The organism is Aquimarina litoralis (assembly GCF_039523995.1).
GTDB classification, from domain to species: domain Bacteria; phylum Bacteroidota; class Bacteroidia; order Flavobacteriales; family Flavobacteriaceae; genus Aquimarina; species Aquimarina litoralis.
The window spans coordinates 956,103-980,093 of the sequence record NZ_BAAAGE010000002.1 but is presented as its reverse complement, the minus strand read 5'-3'; the positions used below and the strand labels follow the sequence as shown (position 1 = coordinate 980,093).

The following is a 23,991-nucleotide window of genomic DNA, read 5'->3' as shown; positions in this document are numbered from 1 at the left end:
GATGACTCAGGATATTGAACGATCTACACAAGAGGAGATAACAAAAATGCAAAACGAAAAACTCACAGCGTTAATTTCTTTTGTATTAAAAAACTCTCCTTACTACAAACGATTGTTTGATAAACTAGGTCTTTCAGCATCTGATATTCATACGGTAGAAGATCTTAAAAAACTACCTATTACGACCAAGGATGATTTACAAGCATATAATGATGATTTTTTATGTGTTCCAAAATCAGAGATTGTAGATTATGTAACTACTTCGGGTACCTTGGGGAAGCCGGTTACTTTTGCACTTACAGAAAAAGATTTGCAGCGATTGGCCTATAATGAGGCTACTTCTTTTGCTACTGCGGGAGTTACTAAAAATGATGTGGTACAGCTCACAACTACTTTGGATCGTAGATTTATGGCTGGATTAGCGTATTTTCTAGGCACCAGAAAATTAGGAGCGGCTATGGTTAGAGTAGGATCCGGAATTCCAGAATTACAATGGGATTCTATACATCGTTTTCAATCTACTTATTTGGTGGTAGTCCCTTCTTTTTTATTAAAACTGATTTCCTATGCAGAAGCTAACGGAATAGATTATAATAGTTCTTCTGTAAAAGCTGCCATTTGTATCGGAGAACCACTAAGAGATCAAGATTTTAAGTTGAATACCCTTGGAAGTAAAATTAAAGAAAAGTGGGATATAGAATTGTATTCTACCTATGCATCTACCGAGATGAGCACTGCGTTTACAGAATGTTCCGCCCATCAGGGAGGACACCATCGTCCAGAATTGATCATCACCGAAATTTTAGATGATGAAGGTATTCCTGTAATAGAAGGAGAAGTGGGAGAGTTAGCAATTACTACGTTGGGAATTGAAGCAATGCCACTAATTCGCTACACCACTGGTGATATGGTACAAGCGCATACAGAACCTTGTACTTGCGGTAGAACAACGATGCGATTAAGCCCAGTTTTGGGCAGAAAGAAGCATATGATCAAATACAAAGGAACTACTTTGTATCCACAAAGCGTTATCGAGGTGTTAACTAGTTTCGAAGGATTGGGAATGTATGTTATTGAGGTGATTACAGGAGATTTGGGTACTGATAAACTATTAATTCATATATCCGATACTCTATCTGCATTGCGACAAAAAGAACTAAAGGAACATCTTAGAGCCAACCTTAGAGTAGTACCAGATTTGGTATTAAATTCTAAAGAGGCATTAAAAGCTAAAAAATTCCCAGAGATGAGCAGAAAACCCATTTCGTTTATAGATTCAAGGGGATTAGTATCTACAGATAAGAGTTAAAATAAACGTCTCCTTAATAAATATCCTTACTAAAGAGACTTCTTAACTCCCTTCCTTTGAAGGAAGGGTTGGGGATGGATGTTCTTATTTATGTCTTTGATTTTCAATCACAAGAAGGATTTCTGTTTAAATTGACAGAAAATTTTCTATAAAACTTTACGATTTAAGTAGGAATTATTCTAATTTTAGAAAAATCTTTATGAGTTATAATAATTTCGTTATTACTACTTGTAAAGTTATTATACCCTTACTCCATATTTTGTACGTTTAATCTAATTACTAATTTAAATCTAAAAACACAATGAATCCAAACAACGAAAACACAATTTCTTTAGCAACAGCTCAGGATTGGACACAAAGATGGAGAACGCAATATCCAGAAAATAGCAGAGCTTACTTGATACCTGCAGTTGATCTTATCGAAGTATTAAATGAAATGGGCATTTTAGCTGATGATGTTGCTGCAGAGGCTCAACAGAAAGCTAATCAAGAATCCTTGGATATTCGTGCTTACATGGCTATAGAAATGAAGAAATCTGGAGCTAACTTGGAAAAAGTAATTTTGGTAGGAACTCAAAAAGATGATGAAGGGATCTATAGAGATATAATTAATGGGCAGGTACAATTAGCTGATGGAAAAATAAGTGATGGTCCAGAAAGTGGTTTGTATGACTTAACTAATCCTTGTCCACCATATTGTGATCCAAACAGTCCACTGAATTAATAGAATGGAGTTAACCAGATACTTGGGTTTTTTTTCTACAATTTTACTAATTGTGAATACTATTTTATATTTAAAGGCCTTATATGAAAATAAGGCTTTTAAAATTTTCACTTTTTTTCTTTTAATTAGTTGTATCACACAGATTTCTATGATTGTGATTGCTTCAGTTTTTCATAAAAACAATCTTTTTATAACAAATATATTTTTGATATTACAGTATGTTGTTTTGTCTTTTTTTTATAAGATATTGCTAAACAGTAAGTGGGTAACTTTCTTACTTTTTCCGGTATTATTGTTTTTGTTATTTCAGTATTTAAGTGATACAAGCCTTTTTTTTAAGTATAATGGTATAGGCATGACTGTTACACAATTACTTTTAATTGTTTACTCTATCAAGTATTTTTATAACTCCTTACAAGAAAAAGATTCTTTATTTATTTATGTTAATATTGGTGTGTTTTTATATTTAATATGTAGTAGTTTAATATTTGCGTCCGGAAATTTAATTTTTGATATTAATATTCCAGTAAAAACTTATGATTTACTTTTTAAATCGAATGTTATTTTATACATCATTTTCCAAATCTTAATCTTTATTGAATGGAGAAAGAATTATTACAAGAAGATTCACAGATCATAGTGATTATTTTAATTGCTATTATGGTGTTGCTATTAATGGCAGTATCGTTGGTACTTTTCTTTTTCTTTTCTCGTAAAAAAATAATTGCAGCAGAACTAGAAAAAGCAAATCTGGAGATCTCTTACCAAAAAGATTTACTGCATAGCACCATCGAAGTACAAGAAGAAGAGCGCAAAAGAATTGCTCAGGACTTACACGATGCTATTAGCTCTAAACTAAATGTAGTGAGTTTAAGTACCAATTTTCTAATCGATGGGAATCTACAAGAAGACGAAAAGGATCGAACCCTTCAGCATATACTTGCTGTTACTACCAAAACGTTAGAAAGCTCTAGAAGATTAGCGCATAATTTATTACCTCCGATTCTTGAAAATTTTGGATTGCAGGCGGCAATAGAAGAACTTTGCGATGAGTTTATTTGTAGCCAAAAATTACAGATCGATCACAATATTGTTTATACCAATTTATTGTCTAAGAACAATGAATTGCATATCTTCAGGATTATTCAGGAATTACTTAATAATTCCGTGAGACATGGTAACGCTACTAAGGTCACTTTACAAATGAATGAAGAAAATGAACAAGTATTCATTAAATATTCAGACAACGGAACAGGCTTCGATGTGGAATCTGTAAATAAGAACAAAGGGATTGGTCTTAAAAATATCGAAAGTAGAGTAGACATACTCGATGGGGAACTTTCATATGATAGTAAGATTGGTAAGGGAGCAACTTTTAACATCAGCACTAATACACCTAAACAATGAAGAAAGACATTATTAAATTAGCGATAGCCGATGACGAAACATTATTTCGACAAGGAATTACATTTATCCTAAATAAAGAGCAAAATATTGATATTAACATTCAGGCAGAAAATGGTAATGATTTAATTAAGCAATTAGATAATACCAGAGACTTACCAGAGATTATTCTAATGGATCTAAAAATGCCAGATCTTAATGGTGTAGAAACTACAAAGATCGTAAAGAAGAAATTTCCAGATATCAAGATTATAGCATTAACTAGTTATTATAGTAAACCATTTATTACCAATATGATTCAGCAAGGAGCGGTAGCATATTTGGCAAAAAATGCAACACCTACCGAAGTGGTGAATACCATTAATCACGTAGCAATAAAAGGATTTTATTATGATGAGAATGTAATGACCATGCTAGAAGAAGCTTCGCTAAAGTCTGGCAAACAGTCTAGAGATGAAGAGTATTTAACGAAACGAGAACGTGAAATCTTAAAACTTATCTGCGAACAGAAAACAACTTCTGAAATAGCTGAGCAATTATTTATCAGTCCAAGAACAGTAGAAGGACATCGAAATAATTTATTGGTAAAAACAGGTTCTAAAAATATAGCAGGTTTGGTGATTCATGCGATCGAAAACCAGATATTTGTTAGAAACGCAGAGTTATAAAAAAATAAATAATTATTTTAATACGAAGGCTTATTGCATACAATTACAATCTTTTCATTATCACTATTAGTGGTAAAAAATAAATAGGTGTCACCACCGTCTTTTATTTTAAATTTTTTCCGAATACCCGATACGGTTTCAGGAAAGTTGCGTGTGGTAATATTCGCTTTAGTAATGTTGGCTTTTTTGATATTTTTTTTCTGATAAGGAATGATTTGAAGGATCTCAAAACTTCTTCCAGGAAATTCGATCCATGTGTCAGAAGTATATAAATGAGAGTGATTGTGGAGTTTTTCAATTTTAAAACTCTTTGATATACTTAGAAAACCTCCTGATTTCATGATCGCAGCATTCGGTTCGTACAAATACTTCTTTGGTGCAGATATAGTAGGGATACTAGTTTTTTCTTCTTCATACAAAAATGAAAATTCCTGTCGACCATCTTTGGTAAGGTTGATGGTTTTTATTGCAATATCATTGGTATGATCTTTTTCAATGACCCAAAGCAATTCTTTAACCTCATTTTGTACGGCAACAACATGGATTTCTTTTACAAATCGTAATGATTTGATACCAGCATTGATGTCGAGTAGAGGAGATGTTTTAATTAAAATATGATCGCTTTTGGATAGTAAAAAATCTAAATGTGTGGGAACATCAGGCAAACAGTCTTCCAGAAAAAATACTTTCCCTTTGCTATCATGTCTACGTGAAGGGTCGATATAAATCCAGTCAACTTTGGTTAAATTCTCTAGAGTAACTAAACCATCACCTGTTTCAGTTTGGATATTAGTAGCTCCTAATACCTGGAAGTTATGATTGGCTATCTCGCTAAGTTCAGCGTTTAGTTCGCAATGGATAACTCTAGAAACTTTTTTAGAAAAATAATAATCATCAATTCCTAATCCTCCAGTGATATCGATTAAGAAATCACCAGAGACTAATTCACTTTTATACTTAGCAGTCACCTCTGATGAGGTTTGTTCTAGATTAATGGTTGGCGGATAATAAATGTCTCTCGTTTGATACCAAAGAGGAAGTTTGGTTTTTGCTTTGTTTCTTCCATTAATTTGCTGCGCAAGTTCTTTGCTGCTAATACCTTCAAAAGAACTACGGGATAGTATTAATTTTGTAATATCAACCGGACCTTCGGATGTTTCGAAAACGTAGTCTTGAACTTCGCTATGTAATATTTTTGGATTCAATATAAAATCTAATAAGTACAGTTTGTCATTCTTAAATGTCACACTGAGCTTGTCGAAGTGCTTTTCTATCAAACATTAAATTGTCTTCGACAAGCTCAGACTAACAATAGCATATGATAAGTTTTTATTGCGTTCTTTTCTTAAGAAGTATTATAACTCTTTTGTCAATTGTTTTACAATCTTATATTCTGATAAAAACTCTTTGGCTATTACTTTTATCGCTGTATAGAATGGTACGGCTACAATCAATCCCCCAATGCCAAATAATGCTCCAAAAATAAGTATGGCAAGGAAAATTTCTAAAGGATGTGATTTTACACTATTACCAAAAATTAAAGGTTGATTTAGGAAATTATCTATTAATTGAATGATGATATAACCTATTAATATGTAACATAATTTAGGCAGTATTACCGATTGGAAATCTGCACCCAAATTACTAGTAGTCGCAAGGATTAATACCAAAGCGCCTCCAAAAAGGGGTCCTACGTATGGTATTAAATTAAAGATAGCTGCAATAAGTGCCAAAGCAACCGCATTATGAACCCCAAAAATTAAAAGTAGAATGGTATACAGAACAAATAAAATCAGCACCTGAAGTAACAGACCAACAAAGTAACGAGACAATAAATCTTTGATTTTAGTAAAAGCCCTCATAAACCTAGTTTCATCTTCTTTTTTTGCAAAAACTAGTAAACTTGTTTCTAGAAGTTTGCTATCCTTCAAAAGAAAAAAGGAAATAAAAAGTACAGGGAATAGTCCAATGAGTACAGCACCAAAACCACTTAAAAAATTATTAATAGTATCTGGAATAGCTTTTAAATCAAAGAATTCCATCAAGTCTGTTTGCTTAATCAATTCTACAAAATTCAGTTTTTCTACGTTAAAATAGTCACTTATTTCTTGATTCAATTGATCTAGGTCATCTCCAACTTCATTAATATTAATTTCACCAATTAATTGACCTTGCTCCGCAATAATAGGAACAAATAGTAGAAAAAGACTCATGAAAAGACCAATAGAAATAAATAACGTAAACATGACCGCCAGGGTATTGTTAAACTTCAATCTTCGTTTTAGAAACAATACCAATGGTCTACCCATTAAAGAAAATACGGCAGCAAAAGCAATGTAGATAAGTATGGACTGTATTTTATATAAAAACCAAAGTAAAATAAGTATTCCAACAATTACTCCAAGAGCCCTTAGAATACCATATGCTATTATTTTTGAATTCATATGAATAATTTTTCTGGAGTCCCAAAGTTAGCATAAACCGCATAGCTAACATGGATACTTTTAGGTTATTTTTTGCAATTACTTTCGATCAATCAGCAATCATCATTTGCTTTGTGATTTCATATAACGCAATACCAGTGGCGGTTGCCACATTCATACTGCTATTATTTCCATACATATTTATATGTACGCTATTTGTAAGTTTTGTGAGGATATGTTCGGAAATTCCTAAATTTTCTTCCCCTATTACCAATGCTATTTTATCGTTTGCAGAAAAGGTATAATTTGCAATTTCAATGCTATCTTCTGTAATTTCTAAACCTACTATTTTGTATCCTTTATCTTGTAAGGTATCCAATACAGTCACAATATCTTCCTGTTCTTCATAACTCACAAAGTTATGAGTAGATCTAGCAGTACGCTGCATTCTCTTACTAATAATGGTAAGATCTTCTCCACAGAAATAAATATGTTCTACACCAAAGCTATCTGCTATCCTAAAAATACTGCCAATGTTAGCGGGAGCATTTACTCGATCACAAACAAGAGTAATAGGAAATTGTTTTTTGATAAAAGTAGTATTGTCGTGATGAAGCTGTGAAGACATGAATTTAGTTTTCAAAAGCGTATTTGATAATATTAGCACCCATTTTTAGTGCTTTTTGTCTTACTTCTTCAGGATCGTTATGAACTTCTGGATTTTCCCATCCATCACCTAAATCACTTTCAAAAGTAAAAAGCAATACCAAACGGCCTTCATGGGTAATTCCTAAAGCTTGCGGTCTTTCTCCATCATGTTCATGTATTTTTGGCAAGCCATCAGGAAACTTAAATTTTGCAGAGAAAATAGGATGAGAAGCAGGTAACTCTTCCAATTCTATGTCTGGGAAAACTTTAACTAACTCTTTTCGAATATAAGGTTCCATCCCATAATTATCATCAATATGTAAAAAACCTCCACTTAATAAATAGTTACGTAGATTTTCGGCGTCTTGTTCTGTAAAAAATACATTTCCGTGTCCAGTCATATGGATATATGGGTACTGAAAGATATCTACACTTTGCGGTTTTACGGTTTTAGGTTTAGCGCTCATGGCTGTATTGATATTCTGATTGCAAAAACTAATAAGATTAGGTAATGCCGTTGGATTACTGTACCAATCACCACCACCATTATAATGTAAAATAGCAATATCCTGAGCGTTTAGCATCGCACTAAAGAATAATACTCCGATAAAACTTGTAAGTTTTGTTACCATCATCGTCTAAATAAGAGATTCTAAAAGTACTAAAATAAAAAAGATGATAAGAAACCTTTTGATACTATTAACGATCACAATTTCTTCATGGGCCAATGCACAACAAGAAGATAAGTCTTTTGTAGTTATGGAACTATTTACATCACAAGGATGTAGTAGTTGCCCTCCAGCAGATGAATTGCTGGATGTAATAAAAGAAAAGTATAAAGATGATAACGTTTTTGTATTGTCTTATCACGTTGATTACTGGAATCGATTAGGTTGGAAAGATCCTTTTAGTACCGAAGGATTTACGGATTATCAGCGGGATTATGCACAACAGTTTAATAGCAGATCTATCTATACTCCACAGTTGGTAGTTAACGGGAGCGAACATTTTACAGGTTCTAATAGTAGTAAAGCAGTTTCTGCTATTCGTAATTATTCAAAACAAACAACAAATAATATTATTCAATTAAAGGACGCCAAACGAAAAGGTGAAATCATTGCTATAAATTATGAAGTAGAAGGAGAAAGTTTTGAGCAAATCACATTAGCATTGGTGGTATCCGAACGGATTACAAAAATTAAAAGAGGAGAAAATCGAAATAGAACACTTAAAAACTCTAATATAGTAGCTAATAGAGTTATAAGTACTAAAGATATAGATTCTATTCAGATTACAATACCTGATTGGGTAGAAGATAAGGATGAATTGACAATTATCGCATATACTCAAAACAATAAATTAATCACTACAGGTGCTGCAAAAGTATCTATCTGATTAATTACTTTTTTACATACGTTAAAGTCATAACTAGTGATATAGTTATGACTTTTTTTGTATAGATTTTATTGCATAAATTTATGTTTTATTCAAAGATTTTTTAGCTAAGAAATAGATTCGTTGTAAGCTTAAATATAATAGAGCAAAAATCTAGCGCAAATAGTAACGTAACAAAAAAGTCGTTTCGGCGTCTAGTTAACATAATCGTATTTAGTTAAATTTCTTTTTCCAATAAATTTAAAAGGATGTTTTTATTTGATAATAGTTTTGAGAAAAAGGTATTGATGTGTTTATTTTTTGGGATGTTTTTATGTGTCTCCCATGCTCAGAACGAAGATGTTACAACCGAAGTAAAGAAATATTTTCTAATTGCAGCTTCTACGACTAATTACGAAGAAGCGCTTTCAAGCGCTACATCAATTGCTGAAAAATTAAAATTGCCATTAGATCTACGAAAATTAGAGTATAGTGATGAGAATTTAGGTTTAACTTGGTCTAAAGAGGAATGCGAAGGAAGTAATTGGGGATATCCTTGCTACGTGGCAAGAGGACGATATGATGATGGAGATTTTGTAAGTATAGAATGGTCAAGTGCATATGGTGGTTTTTCTAAAGGGTATTATATAGTTATTGTATCTGGAAATCAAATTTATGATGATTCGTTAAAAGATCTTTTAAGAAAAACAAAAGAATTTGTGCCTAGTGCCTATATAAAATCGTCAATGGTATACATGGGCTGTCTACACTAATCTAATACGTTATCAATCAAAAACCACATAAATCATTTATCATGAAAAAAAAACGTACCTGGAAGTTTTGGACTTCACGAACCTTGCTAGTCATTTTTGCCTTAGTTGCATTTTGGGTTGGAAATCTTATTTGGTTTCGTCCTTTTAATATCACTCATTTTTATGATAGGATATTTGCAGAGTTGGCTTTGGATAGTCCAGAATTAACCACTGCAATGGGAATTCCAGTAATATATAACTGGTCCAAAGATGAGTTAGACGATATCTCAGACAAAAAGCAATGGGAAACTTTTAATAAAATAAAAGAAGATTACGAAACCTTAAAAAGTTATGATTTCGAAAGTCAATCAGAAGCCAATAAGTTAAATACAAGAATTTTAGGGTATTATTTAGAAGGAGAATTAGAAGGAGAGCGATTTTTTTATCATGATTATCCCGTAAATCAAATGGGTGGTGTACAAAGTTCATTACCAAGTCTTATGGAAGATTCGCACAAGCTTAGGGATAAGAGTGATGCTGAAGCGTATATTACTCGTTTATCCAAATTTGAAACAAAATTTAATCAGCTTATAGAAAATCTAAAAATTAGAGAAGAAAAGGGGATTATACCTCCAAAGTTTGTAATGGATAGAGTACTCGATGAGATGAAAGGTTTTATCGGAAAAAAAGAAAACGAGATCAAGGAAACGGATGATGCAGTAACATCGAATATTTTGTACAGCAATTTTGATACGAAAATTGATAAAATAGAAGACTTATCTCAGGAAGAAAAAAATGAGCTTAAAGAACAAGTGAAGAATGAAATTGCGACTACAGTATTCGGCTCATATCAGAAGCTTATTAGTTATTTTGAGCAATTAAAACAAAAAGCAACGACAGATGCTGGTGTTTGGAAATTACCGGAGGGAGATGCATATTACAGATATCAGCTGAAACAACGTACCACTACTGATCTAGATCCAGAAGAAGTGCATACTATTGGTTTGTCAGAAGTAGCAAGAATTAAAGGCGAAATGGAGGCTATTCTTTCTTCTCAGGGATATGCTGATTCTACAAAAACTGTTGGAGCTATTATTCAGGAATTAAATAAAGAAGACCGTTTTCTTTTCCCTAATAATGATGAAGGGAGACAAATGGTGATTGATGAATATAACCGAATTCTTTCTGAGATTAGTAATGGTCTGGATGATGCCTTTGATATAAGACCCAAAGCAGCACTAGAAGTAAAAAGAGTTCCAGAATTTAAGGAAGAAGGATCGGCAGGAGCCTATTACAATAGACCAGCAATGGACGGATCTAGAGGAGGAGTGTTTTATGCTAATCTAAGAAATGTACATGAATCTGTTAAATTCGGAATGAAGACTTTAGCCTATCATGAAGGTATACCGGGACATCATTTTCAAATTGCAATTCAGTCTGAACTCGAAGGAGTTCCTATTTTTAGAACGATAGGGCTTTTTACTTCTTACATCGAAGGATGGGCTTTATACTCGGAACAATTAGCTTGGGAACTTGGTTTTTACGAAAGTGATCCTTTTGGAAATTTAGGAAGATTGCAAGCAGAAATGTTTAGAGCTGTACGATTGGTAGTGGATACTGGAATTCATCATAAAAAATGGACACGAGAGCAAGCGATCGATTATATGGTACAAAATACAGGTATGACCACCACAGAAGTAACGACAGAAATAGAAAGATATATTGTATGGCCAGGACAAGCATGCGCCTATAAAATTGGGATGTTGAAAATTTTAGAACTTAGAGAAAAGGCAAAAAGAGAATTGGGAGATCGTTTTGATTTGAGAGAGTTTCATAATGCAGTTTTAAAAGATGGAGCCGTTCCCTTAGATATTTTAGAAGAAATCATTAATGATTATATAGAGAGAACCAAAGTAAAAAGTGCTAGTTAGAACATTGGTTTTAGAACTGTTTTCTTAGGATGTCTATTTAATTTCTATGAGTTGGTTTTGGGTGTGTTTTGAGAAAATAGTAGTAGTTTTAAATTACGTAAAAATAGAATATGGATTTACAACAAAATAAAGATAATGCTGTAGCTTTCTACAAAATGGCTTATGAAGGTAATCCTAGGGCGGCAGTAGAGAAATATGTAGGGGATCAATATATTCAGCATAATCCAGATGTAGCAGATGGTACCGAAGGATTTATTTCATATTTTGAAAGAATGCAAGAAGAATATGCAGATAAATCCATAGAATTTGTGAGATGTATTGCAGAAGGAGATTTAGTGGCATTACATACACATCAAACTTGGCCAGGAAATGATGAATACATTACAATGGATTTTTTTCGTTTTGATGAAAATGGAAAAATTTGTGAGCATTGGGATTCTATTCAGCAAATTCCAAAAGAGTCTGCGAACCCTAATACGATGTATTAGGTAGTAAATTATACTTATTATAACTAAGCATAATGGAATGTACCATAATAGCTAGGAATAAAAAAAGAGTGCCTTATCAGACACTCTTTTCTAGTATATAATTGTAGTAAACCTGTATATTAAAGTTATTAAGGTTTTAACTTAAGGTTAAATCCTCTACTAGAATTTTGATTATTGGCTTAAAAAGTTCGTATTGTGTATCTTTACACACTTATTTTTTAAACTTTAATGGGAATTATGAAAAAAATTACTTTATTACTCACTTTATTATGCACGACCATTTCTTTTGGACAAATAATCATAACAGAGTTAGCGGATCCTAATAATAATGCGTCTGCTAGATATGTTGAAATTTATAATATTAGCTCTTCTGATGTTGATTTAACGGACTGGGAACTTAGAAGATGGACTAACGGGAATGCAGATCCACAAACCTCAGGAATAGATCTTACACCAATAGGTACATTAGCAGCTGGCGAATTTGCTATCATAGCTGCAAATGGAACGGAATTTCAAACTGTTTTCGGATTTGCACCTGATATTAGTGCAGGTACTGGAGGAGCTGCAGATAGCAATGGAGATGATCAAATTGCTATTTTTGATGCTAGTGATATGACTATTGATATATTTGGTGTACCAGGAGAAGATGGTACAGGTACTTGTCATGAATTTGAAGATGGAAGAGCAGAAAGAGCATCGAGTGTTACGGCTTCTGCAAGTACGTTTGATGAGGCAGAATGGAATGTATGGGCAGATAGTGAAGTTATGGGATGTACAAATCATACGTTAGGAGCCCAAGATGTAGTTGGTATATTTGATCCAGGTTCTTGGATTGGGGCTTCAAGTGATCCTTCCTTAATTGCAAGTACAAGTTCTTCTGTTTTTACTCCAGGCACTACCTCAGTTGATGTAACATTTTCTGTAAATAACTTCAGTTTAGGAGGTGATAATGTAGTAGAGTATATTGTAGATGGAGGAACACCAATGACCACTACTATGAGTCCAATAAGTGTTTCAGTAGCAGACGGACAGTCATATACAGTTACTCTAGAATTAAAAGATGCTAGTGGTTCCCTTACTCCTCAAGTAATAGAAACAGTTAATTTCTCAGTTGCTTCAGCAACGGATGTTTCTGATATAGCTACTCTAAGAGCTTCCGCAGAAGATAATTTTTATACTTTAACAGGAGAAGCTTTTATAACCTATCAGCAGACGTTTAGAAATCAAAAATTTATTGAAGATGCAACTGGTGCCATACTAATAGATGATGATAGTTCAGTGATTACAACTATGTATTCTAGAGGAGATGGTATTACTGGTATAACTGGAGAATTGAGTAGTTTTAATGGTCAGTTACAGTTTGTGCCTTCAGCAGATCCAGGAGCTGCTACTTCTACAGGAAGTTTAGTAGATCCGCAGATTGTAACTGTAGCGCAACTTGTTGCCAACCCAGAAAACTATGAGTCTGAATTAGTGGCAATTTCAGATGTTACAGTAGACAATACTCCATCAATGACTTGGGATAATGGTACTGAATATCCTGTTACTCAAAACTCTGATATGTTTACATTTAGAGCTACATTTTTTGATGTTGATTATATTGGTCAAACAGTGCCAACATCATCAACCAATATAGTAGGTTTAATTACAGAAAGAAATAATGGAAGCTATTTTATTACAGCTAGAGATAGTAATGATTTCCCGGCGACTTTAAGTGTTGCAGAATTTTCTGATAACAAAGATTCTATAAAAATATATCCTAATCCAGTAGATAATGGTGTAATTACCTTACCAGCTATTGCAAATAATAATTCCACAATTAAAATATTTAATATTCTTGGTAAGGAAGTCGCTAGTACAAGATTAACTAATACTTCTACTACTTTAAATGTTTCTAATTTTGCTCCAGGAGTGTACTTAGTGCAATTATTGGAAAACAACAAAAGAATTTCAACTGATAAATTGGTAATTAGATAATTTCCAGTTTTTTTAGACTAAAAGAGCACTTTGAGGACTTTCAAAGTGCTCTTTTAATTTTTACTGATTCAGAAAAGCAACACTATGTGTAGCAACGATTGCGGCAGTTTCTGTTCGCAAACGTGTATTTCCTAAGGTTACTGGTGTATAGCCAGTAGTTATAGCAGTTGCTATTTCTTTACTAGAAAAATCACCTTCGGGTCCGATTAAAATAGTGGTACTGCCTTTTGTTTTTAGAGTTTCTTGCAAGGATTTTTTATCAGTTTCTTCACAATGCGCTATCAATAACTGATCGTCGTTTTCCTGTTTTATGAACTCTGTAAATGAAATAGCAGGGTTTAATACAGGTAAGTAATATTGCAAAGATTGTTTCATAGCACTTTGTAGAATACGCTCAAAACGTTCTTGTTTTATTACTTTTCGCTCACTATGATCACATATAACGGGAGTAATCTCATCAATACCTATTTCTGTTGCCTTTTCTAAAAACCATTCGTACCGATCATTCATTTTGGTAGGAGCTACGGCTAGGTGTAGTCTATAGTCTTTTCGATCATGATGATTTTTATCTTGTAGTTGTATAATACACTTGTTAGGACTGGAAAACGTGATGAGACCTTTACATAATAAACCAATTCCATTTGTAATCTGAAGAATATCACCTTCTTTTTTACGAAGTACCTTGGTTATATGTTTACTTTCTTCTCTCGAGAATTCGAATTCTTCAGTAGTGGCTGTGATATCTTTACTATAAAAAAGCTGCATAGTAATTAAAACTTAATTCTAGCTTTGGCTACAATACTCATATCTGTAAAATCTTGTTGTAAGTACTTTAAGTAACCAACAATACCGATCATCGCTGCATTATCCGTTGTATATTCAAACTTTGGAACGAAAGTCTTCCATCCATATTTGAATTCGCCTTCTTTTAACGCTTTTCTAATTCCTGAATTGGCAGAAACACCGCCACCAATAGCTATGGATTTAATTCCTGTTTCTTTAGAAGCTTTTTTTAATTTATCGATCAAGATATTGATTATAGTATATTGAATAGATGCACATACATCATGAAGATTTTCTTCTATGAAGTTAGGGTTTTCTTTTAATTGTTTTTGAACAAAATATAAAATTCCTGTTTTCAAACCACTAAAACTAAAATTCAAACCATCTACTCGAGGTTTGGTAAATGGAAACGCTTTTGGATTCCCTAATTGAGCATATTTATCCACAAGTGGTCCTCCTGGATAGGGTAAACCTAATATTTTAGCACTTTTGTCAAAAGCCTCTCCAACAGCATCATCAATCGTTTCTCCAATAATTTCCATGTCGAAATGATTAGTAACCTTCACTACTTGTGTATGGCCACCACTGATCGTTAGAGCTAAAAAAGGAAATTCTGGTTTATCGAATCCTTCTTCATCAATAAAATGCGCCAAAATATGTGCTTGCATATGATTTACATCAATCAAGGGGATATCTAACGCTAACGCCAATGATTTCGCAAAAGATGTTCCGACTAATAAAGATCCCATTAAACCGGGACCTCTTGTAAAGGCTATTGCAGTAAGATCTTCTTTGGTAATTCCAGCCTGTTTTATAGCTTGATCAATTACAGGAACAATGTTCTGCTGATGCGCCCTAGAAGCTAATTCTGGAACCACACCACCATATTGTTCATGAATTTTTTGTGAAGCAACAACATTTGATAATACACGATCGTTGCATAATATAGCGGCAGAAGTATCATCGCAAGATGATTCAATACCTAAGATGTATACATTTTGTGAGCTCATTATGAGGAAAAAGGCATAGAAATTGTTAATATTGTCAGCAAAGTTAAAACAATAAAACGTATCAAAAAATTTGGGAAAATATTGAAAAGGATATTACTTATCCTTATATCGCTATTTGTGCTATTAGTGATCCTATTTTCAATTCCCGCAATTCAAACTTTTTTTGGTCGAAAAATAACCAATTATATCAATGAAGAATATAATGTAGATATTAACATTGGTAAAGTTGGTTTAACTTATTCTGGAAAAGTAAATTTAAAAGAAGTCTTTGTAAAAGATCATCATCAAGACACCTTATTATTTGCTAGGAGTATTGCAACTTCCATTTTAAATCTTAGAGAGATTTCTAAAGGGCAGCCAGAGTTAGGAGCAGTTTCGATAGATGATCTAACATTTAGAATGAAAATGTACAAAGGTGAGAGTAGTGATAACCTCATGACTTTTATTAGAAAATTTAATACTGGTAAAACATCCTCGTCTACAACTAAATTTTTACTAACAACAGGTAATGTAACTATGGAGAATGGTAAGTTTAGTTATATCGATGAAAATCTTAATTATTCTGATATTGTCATTCTACGGGATATTATGTTGGATGCGGAGAGTCTTAGGGTTGATGGAGAAGATTTTTATATAACAACAGACCTTTTGGCATTTAAGGATCATAGAGGTTTAAATGTCTCGAATCTGAAAACTGGTTTTTCTATTACTCCAACAGAAATGCGTTTTAGAGATCTAATTTTGGAAACGAAAGATTCTAAAGTAGATGGTGAAATAGTATTCGAGTATGAAAGAGGTGGGCTCGTAGATTTTGAGAATAGTGTGAATATTACAGCCGATTTTATGAAAGCTGTAATTTCTACAAACGATTTGATTCCGTTTTATGATGAATTTGGTCGTGATGAAGATCTTACGTTAAAAAATACTACGTTAAAAGGGACTTTAAATGATTTTGAAGTATTAGATTCTGACATTTCTGGATTAGATAGATCGGTAATTCAGGGAAATATACGAATTAGAAATGCGGTGACAGATGTTTCCAAATTCAGATTAGATGGAGACTTAACAAACTTGACAACCAACTATTATGATCTAGTTAATCTCCTTCCAAATATTTTAGGACAGTCGCTTCCAAAACAACTGTATCAGTTAGGAAGTGTAAAAGGAGTGGGTAAGACCATTGTTACCATTAAGGATGTGGATATAGATATGGATTTCTTTTCTCAGTTGGGAAAAATCAATGCTTTTGTCTTACTAGGGGATTTAGATGATGTTAAAAGTGCGACATATAATGGTAGTGTAATATCAAATAATTTTAACGTAGGTCAATTATTAGGGAAACCGCGATTAGGAAATGCAGCATTTGATATTAATGTTGATGGAAGTGGTTTTACCTTGGATAACCTAGATACAAAGCTAGAAGGAGATATTAAAAAACTGGAGTTTAATGGATATACATATACCAATCTTAATGTATTTGGAAATTTAAAAGATCCAGTTTTTGATGGAAAGCTAGTAGCGGATGATCCAAACATGAAATTTAGCTTTAATGGTGTCGCCGATATTTCTGAGGCAATTAATAATTATGATTTTGTTGCCAATGTAGATCATATAGATCTTCATAAGCTTAATATTTTTACTAGAGATAGTATTTCTATTTTTAATGGAGATGTAAAGATGAAGATGAAAGGAACAGGTATTAACGATGCTTTTGGTACCATCTCTTTTGAAAAAACACTATATAAAAATCAAAACGCCAGTTATTATTTTGATGATTTTGATATCACATCTAGTTTTGATGATCAAAATATAAGAACGATAACTATGAATAGTCCTGATATTATCGAAGGTAATGTAAAGGGAGTATTTAGATTTGAAAATGTGTATGATTTATTTCGCAATTCTATAGGTAGTTTATACACTAATTTCGAGCCAACTCAAATTACAGATAATGAATTTATGGAATTTAATTTCAGGATCTATAATAAGATTGTAGATGTCTTTTTTCCAGAAATTCAGTTTGCTCCTAATACGTTTATTAAAGGAAAAGTAGAAAGCAATGATTCCGAATTTAAATTAACATTTAAATCACCTTCAATTAAGGCGTTTGATAATTTAATGAAACAGGTAGACATTCAAGTTGATAATAAGAACCCTTTATTTAATACCTATGTTGCTATCGATAGTATTAATACTAAGTATTATGATTTCTCTAAGTTTAGCTTGATTAATGTAACTCTTAATGATACACTATTCATGCGTTCTGAATTTAAAGGAGGGAAGAATAATGTGGATAATTACAATTTAGAATTTTATCATACAATCAACGAAGACAATAATTCGGTATTAGGATTTAAAAAATCCGATTTTACTTTTAAAGGATATACATGGTATGCAAATCCATATAAAAGTAAGAGTAATAATAAGATCATTTTTGATAATAACTTTCAGAATATCGATATTCAGTCGATCAAGTTAACTCATGAAGACGAGGAGATTAGTGTTTCAGGTAATATGGTAGGCAAAGATCATAAAGATATCAAAGCTACTTTTAAAGATGTGGATTTAAATAAGATTACGCCTTACATAGAAGATCTAAAATTATCGGGAGTAGTCGATGGAGATCTTAATATATTTCAAGAAAAAGGAGTTTATTTCCCAAGTTCTACAGTAATTATTAATGATTTAGGTGTAAACGATATCAATATGGGCGAACTACGAGTCAATGCTTCGGGTAATGAATCATTGACTCAGTATTCGATAAATACAAGGTTGGTAAACAACGACGATATAAAGACATTATCCGCCGTGGGTTCAATTAATGTTTCTAACAATAATCCAGATATGAATATCGATGTAAACTTAGATCAATTAGATGTATCAGGATTTAGTGATTTAGGCGGAATCGTAATTTCTGATCTTAGAGGATTGGTTTCTGGAAAAGCCAAAATAAGTGGAAATTATGTCAATCCTTCGATTGATGGAGTTTTAACATTAAATGAAGCAGGTCTAAAAGTGCCATACTTAAACGTAGATCTCGATTTTGATAATAATTCTAGAGTTATTTTGGAGCAGCAACGTTTTAATTTTGATAATATCAATATAACAGATACGAAATATAAAACGAAAGGAATATTAGGTGGATATATAGGTCATCAACGATTTTCTAAATGGGATTTAGGTCTTACTTTAAAAGCAAAAGAAAGATTGTTAGTTCTCGATACTGAAGAAGATGAGGAATCGTTATATTACGGAACAGGTTTTATCAGTGGAGATGCTACTATAGCAGGACCTACCGATGGTTTAGTAATTGATGTTAATGCTACTACAGAAAAAGGAACAGTTTTCAAGATTCCTCTAAATGAGTCTGAATCTATAGGAGATAATTCTTATATACATTTCTTAAGTCCAGAAGAGAAACAGGCGCGATTAGATGGTAAGGAGATTATTTTAGAAGAAATTAAGGGGTTAGAGCTAAATTTTGATTTGTATGTAAATAACAATGCTTTAGTAGAAGTTGTAGTTGATAAAAAAACGGGAAGTTCTCTAAAAGGTAGAGGTGCAGGAACGCTACTAATAGAAATAAACACCAATGGTAAATTTAATATGTGGGGAGATTTTGTAGCATACGAAGGAAGCTATAATTTTAGATACGGCGCATTGGTAGGTAAAGATTTTACAGTAAGATCAGGAGGAAGTATTAACTGGGATGGTAGTCCGACTAGGGCAAAACTTAATTTAAGTGCAGTATACAAAACAGAAGCAAATCCTGCTGTATTATTAGAAAATGCTACGATTAACCGAAAAATACCAGTAGAAGTAGTTGTTGATCTTAATGGAGAATTAATACAACCAGATCTTAATTTTAATATAGAATTGCCTAATTTGAGTTCAGTAGCCAAAAGTGAGTTGGAGTATCAATTAGAAGATCAAGCAACTAAGGAACTACAAGCGTTGTCTTTAGTAACACAAGGTCAATTTTATAGTGGAAATTTAGATCCTACCTTTATTACAGGGAATTTGGTAGAAAGAGCTGCAGGATTGGTAAATGGAATATTTTCTGGAGATGATGATAAGTTTAAAGTAGGGGTCAACTATGTTCAAGGTAATCGGAATATAGATCAAGAAGCTGCAGATCAATTTGGAGTTACTGTATCTACACAAATAAATAATAGAATTTTGATAAACGGTAGAGTGGGAGTTCCTATAGGAGGTGTTAGTGAATCCGTTGTAACAGGAGATGTAGAAGTAGAATATTTGTTTAATGAAGAAGGAACACTAAAAGGAAAGATTTTCAATCGTCAGAACGAAATTCAATATATCGGAGAAACTCAAGGATATAAACAAGGATTAGGACTTTCCTATTCAGTAGATTTCAATAATTTCGGCGAACTGATTGATAAAGTTTTTAAATCAAAAAAAGTAAAAGATACGGTAGCCCAAAAAAAGAAGGATACTACCAAAATAGAAACACCAGATTTTATTAATTTTACCGATAAGAATAATTAATTTCTGATAAAATAACCTACGTTAGATGGCTAAAGAAATTCGCACAATAGGAGTAATGACTTCTGGAGGTGATTCTCCTGGAATGAATGCGGCAATTAGAGCAGTAGCAAGAGCTTGCTCATATTACAATGTAAAATGCATTGGTTTTTATAGAGGTTATCAGGGCATGATCGAAAATGATTATTGTGAGATGAATGCACGAAGTGTTCGCAATATTATAAGCACAGGAGGAACGATTCTGAAATCCGCTAGGTCTTCGGAGTTTAGAACACCGGAAGGGAGAAAAAAAGCTGCGGACAACTTAAAAAAAGCCGGTGTAGATGCTATGGTACTGATTGGCGGTGATGGAACTTTTAAAGGAGGACAAGTTTTTAGTGAAGAATATGATATTCCGGTGATTGGAGTTCCAGGAACCATTGATAATGATATTGCAGGAACTAATTTTACTATTGGGTATGATACGGCTTTAAATACCGTAGTAGAGGCTATTGATAAAATTAGAGATACGGCAAGTTCTCATGATAGACTGTTTTTTATCGAGGTAATGGGACGTGATGCTGGTTTTATAGCATTAAATAGTGGTGTTGGCGCTGGAGCAGAAGAAATCCTAATTCCAGAAGAGGATCTTGGGCTAGATAGGATGCTAGAATCATTAAAAAGAAGTAAAAGATCTGGAAAATCTTCCAGTATTGTGGTGGTAAGTGAAGGAGATAAAATTGGAAAGAATGTATATGAACTAGCGGATTATGTTACCGAAAACATGCCTGATTATGATGTAAGAGTAACCGTTTTAGGTCATATGCAGCGTGGAGGATCTCCAACTTGTTTTGATAGGACTTTAGCGAGTAGGCTTTGTGTTAAGGCAGTTGAATTATTACTAGATGGAGAAAAGAACGTAATGGTAGGATTGATTAACAACGAGATTGTAGCCACTAATTTTGATGATGGTCTGAAAGAAGACCACAGCATTAACAAAGAATTATTACGAATTTCCGATATACTTTCTGTATAAATTTATGATGACAATAGCTATAATCGCTCACGATGGTAAGAAAGCCGATATGGTGCAGTTTCTTAACGAACATCGAGAAATATTAGATTCTAAAAAAATTAAGCTTGTTTCTACCGGAACTACAGGAGAAAAAGCAAAAAAAGCTGGTTTTAATGTAGAAGCATTACTTTCTGGTCCTCTTGGTGGAGATGCACAGATTGCAGCAGGTGTTGCCGAGAAGGATATACATATGGTCATTTTTTTTAGAGATCCTTTAGCTAAACACCCTCACGAACCAGATATTTTTATGTTAATGAGACTTTGTGATGTATATGATGTTCCGTTAGCTACAAACCCATCTACTGCAGAATTATTGCTTAAAGGATTATAACGATAAGTGATAGATGCCTCGTTCTTGTAATTCTCATATCTTCTAGAACGCAAAGTAGATTCTTTTCAAATATTAGTTAGTTTTAATAGGATTAATAAAAGCTCTACAGGATTTTTTCTTTAAAAGTACTATAGAAATACAAATTTTAAATTTTATAGAATAGAAGTGTTTTGTTGATCATTATTATAAAATAGTATTTTGTTTAAAGAATGATTTAAAATCATAGTTAATTTATAAGCGTTAAATTAAAATATTCATTATCCATTTTAAGGTTTGATTAAAAAAGAATCACGTTGATTTTTTGTTTGCTCATTCGCATATTTTCGCGAAAAACTAACAACTAAATATAGCTTTACATGAAATCAAATCTTAAAAACCTAATCTTTTTATTTTTATGTACACATTGCTTTTACGCTCAACAAATAAATACGGTTCTTACTAAAATAGAGCGAACTGTAAATGTAGGTGATGTGTCTGATTATTTTAATCCTTCGTTAGCACCATTTTATCACGGTGTTGCATCGGGAGATCCGTTAGAAAATTCTGTTATTATATGGACTAGAGTTACAACTAATGAGACTAATGTACAAGTAAATTGGAAAATAGCCAAAGATCCTCAGATGAATCAAATTGTACAACAAGGTTCTACAAATACCAGTCAATCAAAAGATTATACAGTAAAAGTTGATGCGATCGGTTTGGAGCCTTATACAGTGTATTATTATCAGTTCGAATCTTTAAGTGCAAAATCGATTATAGGAAAAACCAGAACTGCTCCCGCACAAGAGGATTTAGTTGATAACTTAAGATTTGCTGTATTATCGTGTTCAAATTATCAAAATGGATATTTTAATGCATACAATCAAATTGCAAGTAGAACAGATTTAGATGCTGTAATACATTTAGGAGACTATATTTATGAATATGAGTCAGGAGGATATGGCTACAATAATGAAATTAATCGAGGTCATGTACCAGAAAATGAAATTATTACTTTAGATGACTATAGAGTACGTCATTCTTATTACAAGTTAGATCCAATGTTACGTAATGTGCACCAACAACATGCCTTTATAAATATATGGGATGATCATGAGTTTGCAAATGATGCAAATAAATTTGGAGCGGAAAATCATTCCTCATCCTCAGAAGGTGATTGGGAAGCAAGAAAAAATAATGCGTTCAAAGCATATTTTGAATGGATGCCAGTAAGAGCTAATTCCATTGAAGAATACAGACTGTACAGAAAGATATCTTATGGTAAGTTAATGGATTTAATTATGTTAGACACTAGAATAGAAGGAAGAGATACACAAGTAAATTCTTCTAAAAACCTTATTAGTGCTGCCGCTTCTAACGATGCATTCAAAACCTTTGCACAAAATGTAATTGCTAAAAAGGATCTTACCAAAGAAGAGGAATTAAAAGAAGTATTAAAAGAAGTGTTACCAATGATCTTGAATGTTTCTTTAGATAGTAGTGAGGAATCTAAAAATGAAAAGGCACTAAATGCAGAAGAGCTCGATCAGGTGATTGATGGTTTTGTGAATCAAGTTTTGCAAAAAGGAAGTTTTGATAATAAATCGACTTTTGCTTTAGAACAATTACTGCAGAAAGGAACAAAATATAGAGAAAGTCAACTATCAAAATCTAATAGAGAGTCTTATAAATCCATATTAGGATCAGAACAATTTCTGTGGTTAAAAAATCAATTACAAAGCTCTTCAGCAAAATGGAGAATTATAGGTAATCAGGTAATGGTTATGCCTTGGAATGGTGTTCCTTCTAATGATGCGTGGGATGGATATCAGGAGGAGAGAGAACAACTTTTAGAATTTATTAATACTAACAATATTAATAATGTAATTGTTCTAACAGGGGATATACATAGTACTTTTGTTGGTGAAGTGCGTTATAAGGGTGATTGCGAAATGTGCGAGTTTGTAGTTCCTAGTGTCACTTCTACAAATTTGGATTTTTTAGGAGGAGTTGCTTCTGGATTATCAGAATTTTATATACGATTGCTAAACAGACATATAAAAGATGTTGATTTAGATAATCATGGATATTATGTGCTTGATGTAAGGGAAAATAGAGTACAGGCTGATTGGTTCGATACGAATGATGTTTCAAGACCTATAGCACAAGAAAATAGATCACGTAGCTGGTATGTAAATTCTAATGATTGTAAAGTAAGAAGAACTTCTCAGGCTGCAATAGCACTAAATGGCAGAGAAACGCAAAAGGAAACTACTATAAAACATGAATTGTCTTCAGGAAGTGTTAGTGAAAAATTTGTTGTCATGGGAGTGTACCCAAATCCCATTTTTGATAAAGGGAATGTTCATTATGTTATGAATTCCGAGGGTAAGGTGATTATTAATTTATTTGATGTTCAGGGAAGATTAGTTCAAAAGTTACAGGAACAGGAACTTCAAAAAGGGATTTATAATCTATCATTTGATGTTGACGGATTGAAAACGGGTAATTATATACTTTCTATAAAAAGTGGTAATACAAAAGCCACTCGAAATGTCATAATTAGATAAAATAATATCTCTTATAAACACAAGAGCCTAAGTCAAATAAACTTAGGCTTTTTTATTTGA

19 protein-coding genes are annotated in these 23,991 nt (G+C 32.7%); 13 read left to right on the top strand and 6 right to left on the bottom strand.

Going from position 1 to position 23,991, the window contains the following annotated elements; translation table 11 throughout:
• Nucleotide 1 precedes the first annotated feature (1 nt).
• The 4 genes from flxY (at nucleotide 2) to ABD077_RS13350 (ending at nucleotide 4,105) form a co-directional block, all read left to right on the top strand.
• The gene (gene flxY / locus ABD077_RS13365; protein WP_343912789.1) at nucleotides 2-1,309 is read left to right on the top strand and encodes a flexirubin biosynthesis putative acyl-CoA ligase FlxY; all 1,308 of its coding nucleotides are present in this window, start codon (nucleotides 2-4) and stop codon (nucleotides 1,307-1,309) included.
• Between the two features lie 301 nt (nucleotides 1,310-1,610).
• Entirely contained in the window at nucleotides 1,611-2,033 is a 423-nt protein-coding gene (locus ABD077_RS13360) for a hypothetical protein (RefSeq protein WP_343912788.1), read from the top strand.
• A 600-nt stretch (nucleotides 2,034-2,633) separates the two neighbouring features.
• A complete protein-coding gene (locus ABD077_RS13355) occupies nucleotides 2,634-3,440 on the top strand; it encodes a sensor histidine kinase (RefSeq protein WP_343912787.1) in 807 nt (268 codons plus the stop codon).
• A complete protein-coding gene (locus ABD077_RS13350; protein WP_343912786.1) occupies nucleotides 3,437-4,105 on the top strand; it encodes a response regulator transcription factor in 669 nt (222 codons plus the stop codon). The genes ABD077_RS13355 and ABD077_RS13350 overlap by 4 nt, the downstream gene beginning before the upstream one ends.
• A gap of 17 nt (nucleotides 4,106-4,122) precedes the next feature.
• Here ABD077_RS13350 and ABD077_RS13345 read toward each other — a convergent pair whose 3' ends face one another.
• From ABD077_RS13345 to ABD077_RS13330, 4 genes are all read right to left on the bottom strand, one after another.
• Nucleotides 4,123-5,310, bottom strand: coding sequence for a THUMP-like domain-containing protein (locus tag ABD077_RS13345; protein ID WP_425545866.1), 1,188 nt, complete (start codon nucleotides 5,308-5,310; stop codon nucleotides 4,123-4,125).
• A gap of 150 nt (nucleotides 5,311-5,460) precedes the next feature.
• Nucleotides 5,461-6,549: an AI-2E family transporter gene (locus ABD077_RS13340; protein WP_343912784.1), complete on the bottom strand. Its 1,089-nt coding sequence runs from the start codon at nucleotides 6,547-6,549 to the stop codon at nucleotides 5,461-5,463.
• A gap of 88 nt (nucleotides 6,550-6,637) precedes the next feature.
• Complete coding sequence (locus ABD077_RS13335; RefSeq protein WP_343912783.1) at nucleotides 6,638-7,156, bottom strand: TrmH family RNA methyltransferase; 519 nt, start codon at nucleotides 7,154-7,156, stop codon at nucleotides 6,638-6,640.
• 4 nt (nucleotides 7,157-7,160) lie between these two features.
• Entirely contained in the window at nucleotides 7,161-7,808 is a 648-nt protein-coding gene (locus tag ABD077_RS13330; protein WP_299602573.1) for a DUF4159 domain-containing protein, read from the bottom strand.
• Nucleotides 7,809-7,851: 43 nt separating this feature from the next.
• Here ABD077_RS13330 and ABD077_RS13325 point away from each other — a divergent pair, with 43 nt between their 5' ends.
• The 5 genes from ABD077_RS13325 (at nucleotide 7,852) to ABD077_RS13305 (ending at nucleotide 13,698) form a co-directional block, all read left to right on the top strand.
• The gene (locus tag ABD077_RS13325) at nucleotides 7,852-8,571 is read left to right on the top strand and encodes a DUF1223 domain-containing protein (protein WP_343912782.1); all 720 of its coding nucleotides are present in this window, start codon (nucleotides 7,852-7,854) and stop codon (nucleotides 8,569-8,571) included.
• A gap of 248 nt (nucleotides 8,572-8,819) precedes the next feature.
• Nucleotides 8,820-9,323 carry a hypothetical protein gene (locus ABD077_RS13320; protein ID WP_343912781.1) on the top strand — a complete coding sequence of 168 codons (504 nt, stop codon included), beginning with the start codon at nucleotides 8,820-8,822 and terminating at the stop codon, nucleotides 9,321-9,323.
• A gap of 41 nt (nucleotides 9,324-9,364) precedes the next feature.
• Nucleotides 9,365-11,233 (top strand): DUF885 domain-containing protein, encoded by a 1,869-nt coding sequence (locus ABD077_RS13315; protein ID WP_343912780.1) that lies wholly within the window; start codon nucleotides 9,365-9,367, stop codon nucleotides 11,231-11,233.
• Between the two features lie 110 nt (nucleotides 11,234-11,343).
• Complete coding sequence (locus ABD077_RS13310) at nucleotides 11,344-11,721, top strand: nuclear transport factor 2 family protein (RefSeq protein ID WP_343912778.1); 378 nt, start codon at nucleotides 11,344-11,346, stop codon at nucleotides 11,719-11,721.
• Nucleotides 11,722-11,958: 237 nt separating this feature from the next.
• The gene (locus ABD077_RS13305; RefSeq protein ID WP_343912777.1) at nucleotides 11,959-13,698 is read left to right on the top strand and encodes a T9SS type A sorting domain-containing protein; all 1,740 of its coding nucleotides are present in this window, start codon (nucleotides 11,959-11,961) and stop codon (nucleotides 13,696-13,698) included.
• Nucleotides 13,699-13,758: 60 nt separating this feature from the next.
• On the opposite strand, the gene ABD077_RS13300 is transcribed toward ABD077_RS13305, so the two are convergent.
• Together ABD077_RS13300 and tsaD are read right to left on the bottom strand one after the other, a co-directional pair.
• Nucleotides 13,759-14,463, bottom strand: a complete 705-nt coding sequence (locus ABD077_RS13300) for a 16S rRNA (uracil(1498)-N(3))-methyltransferase (protein ID WP_343912776.1) — start codon at nucleotides 14,461-14,463, stop codon at nucleotides 13,759-13,761.
• A 5-nt stretch (nucleotides 14,464-14,468) separates the two neighbouring features.
• A complete protein-coding gene (tsaD, locus tag ABD077_RS13295) occupies nucleotides 14,469-15,491 on the bottom strand; it encodes a tRNA (adenosine(37)-N6)-threonylcarbamoyltransferase complex transferase subunit TsaD (protein WP_343912775.1) in 1,023 nt (340 codons plus the stop codon).
• Between the two features lie 81 nt (nucleotides 15,492-15,572).
• Between tsaD and ABD077_RS13290 the strand changes: the two genes are divergently transcribed.
• From ABD077_RS13290 to ABD077_RS13275, 4 genes are all read left to right on the top strand, one after another.
• The gene (locus tag ABD077_RS13290; RefSeq protein WP_343912774.1) at nucleotides 15,573-20,000 is read left to right on the top strand and encodes a translocation/assembly module TamB domain-containing protein; all 4,428 of its coding nucleotides are present in this window, start codon (nucleotides 15,573-15,575) and stop codon (nucleotides 19,998-20,000) included.
• A 25-nt stretch (nucleotides 20,001-20,025) separates the two neighbouring features.
• Nucleotides 20,026-21,012 (top strand): 6-phosphofructokinase, encoded by a 987-nt coding sequence (pfkA, locus tag ABD077_RS13285; protein ID WP_343912773.1) that lies wholly within the window; start codon nucleotides 20,026-20,028, stop codon nucleotides 21,010-21,012.
• Nucleotides 21,013-21,019: 7 nt separating this feature from the next.
• A complete protein-coding gene (locus ABD077_RS13280; RefSeq protein WP_343912991.1) occupies nucleotides 21,020-21,382 on the top strand; it encodes a methylglyoxal synthase in 363 nt (120 codons plus the stop codon).
• A gap of 356 nt (nucleotides 21,383-21,738) precedes the next feature.
• The gene (locus tag ABD077_RS13275; RefSeq protein WP_343912772.1) at nucleotides 21,739-23,931 is read left to right on the top strand and encodes a T9SS type A sorting domain-containing protein; all 2,193 of its coding nucleotides are present in this window, start codon (nucleotides 21,739-21,741) and stop codon (nucleotides 23,929-23,931) included.
• Nucleotides 23,932-23,991: the final 60 nt, after the last annotated feature.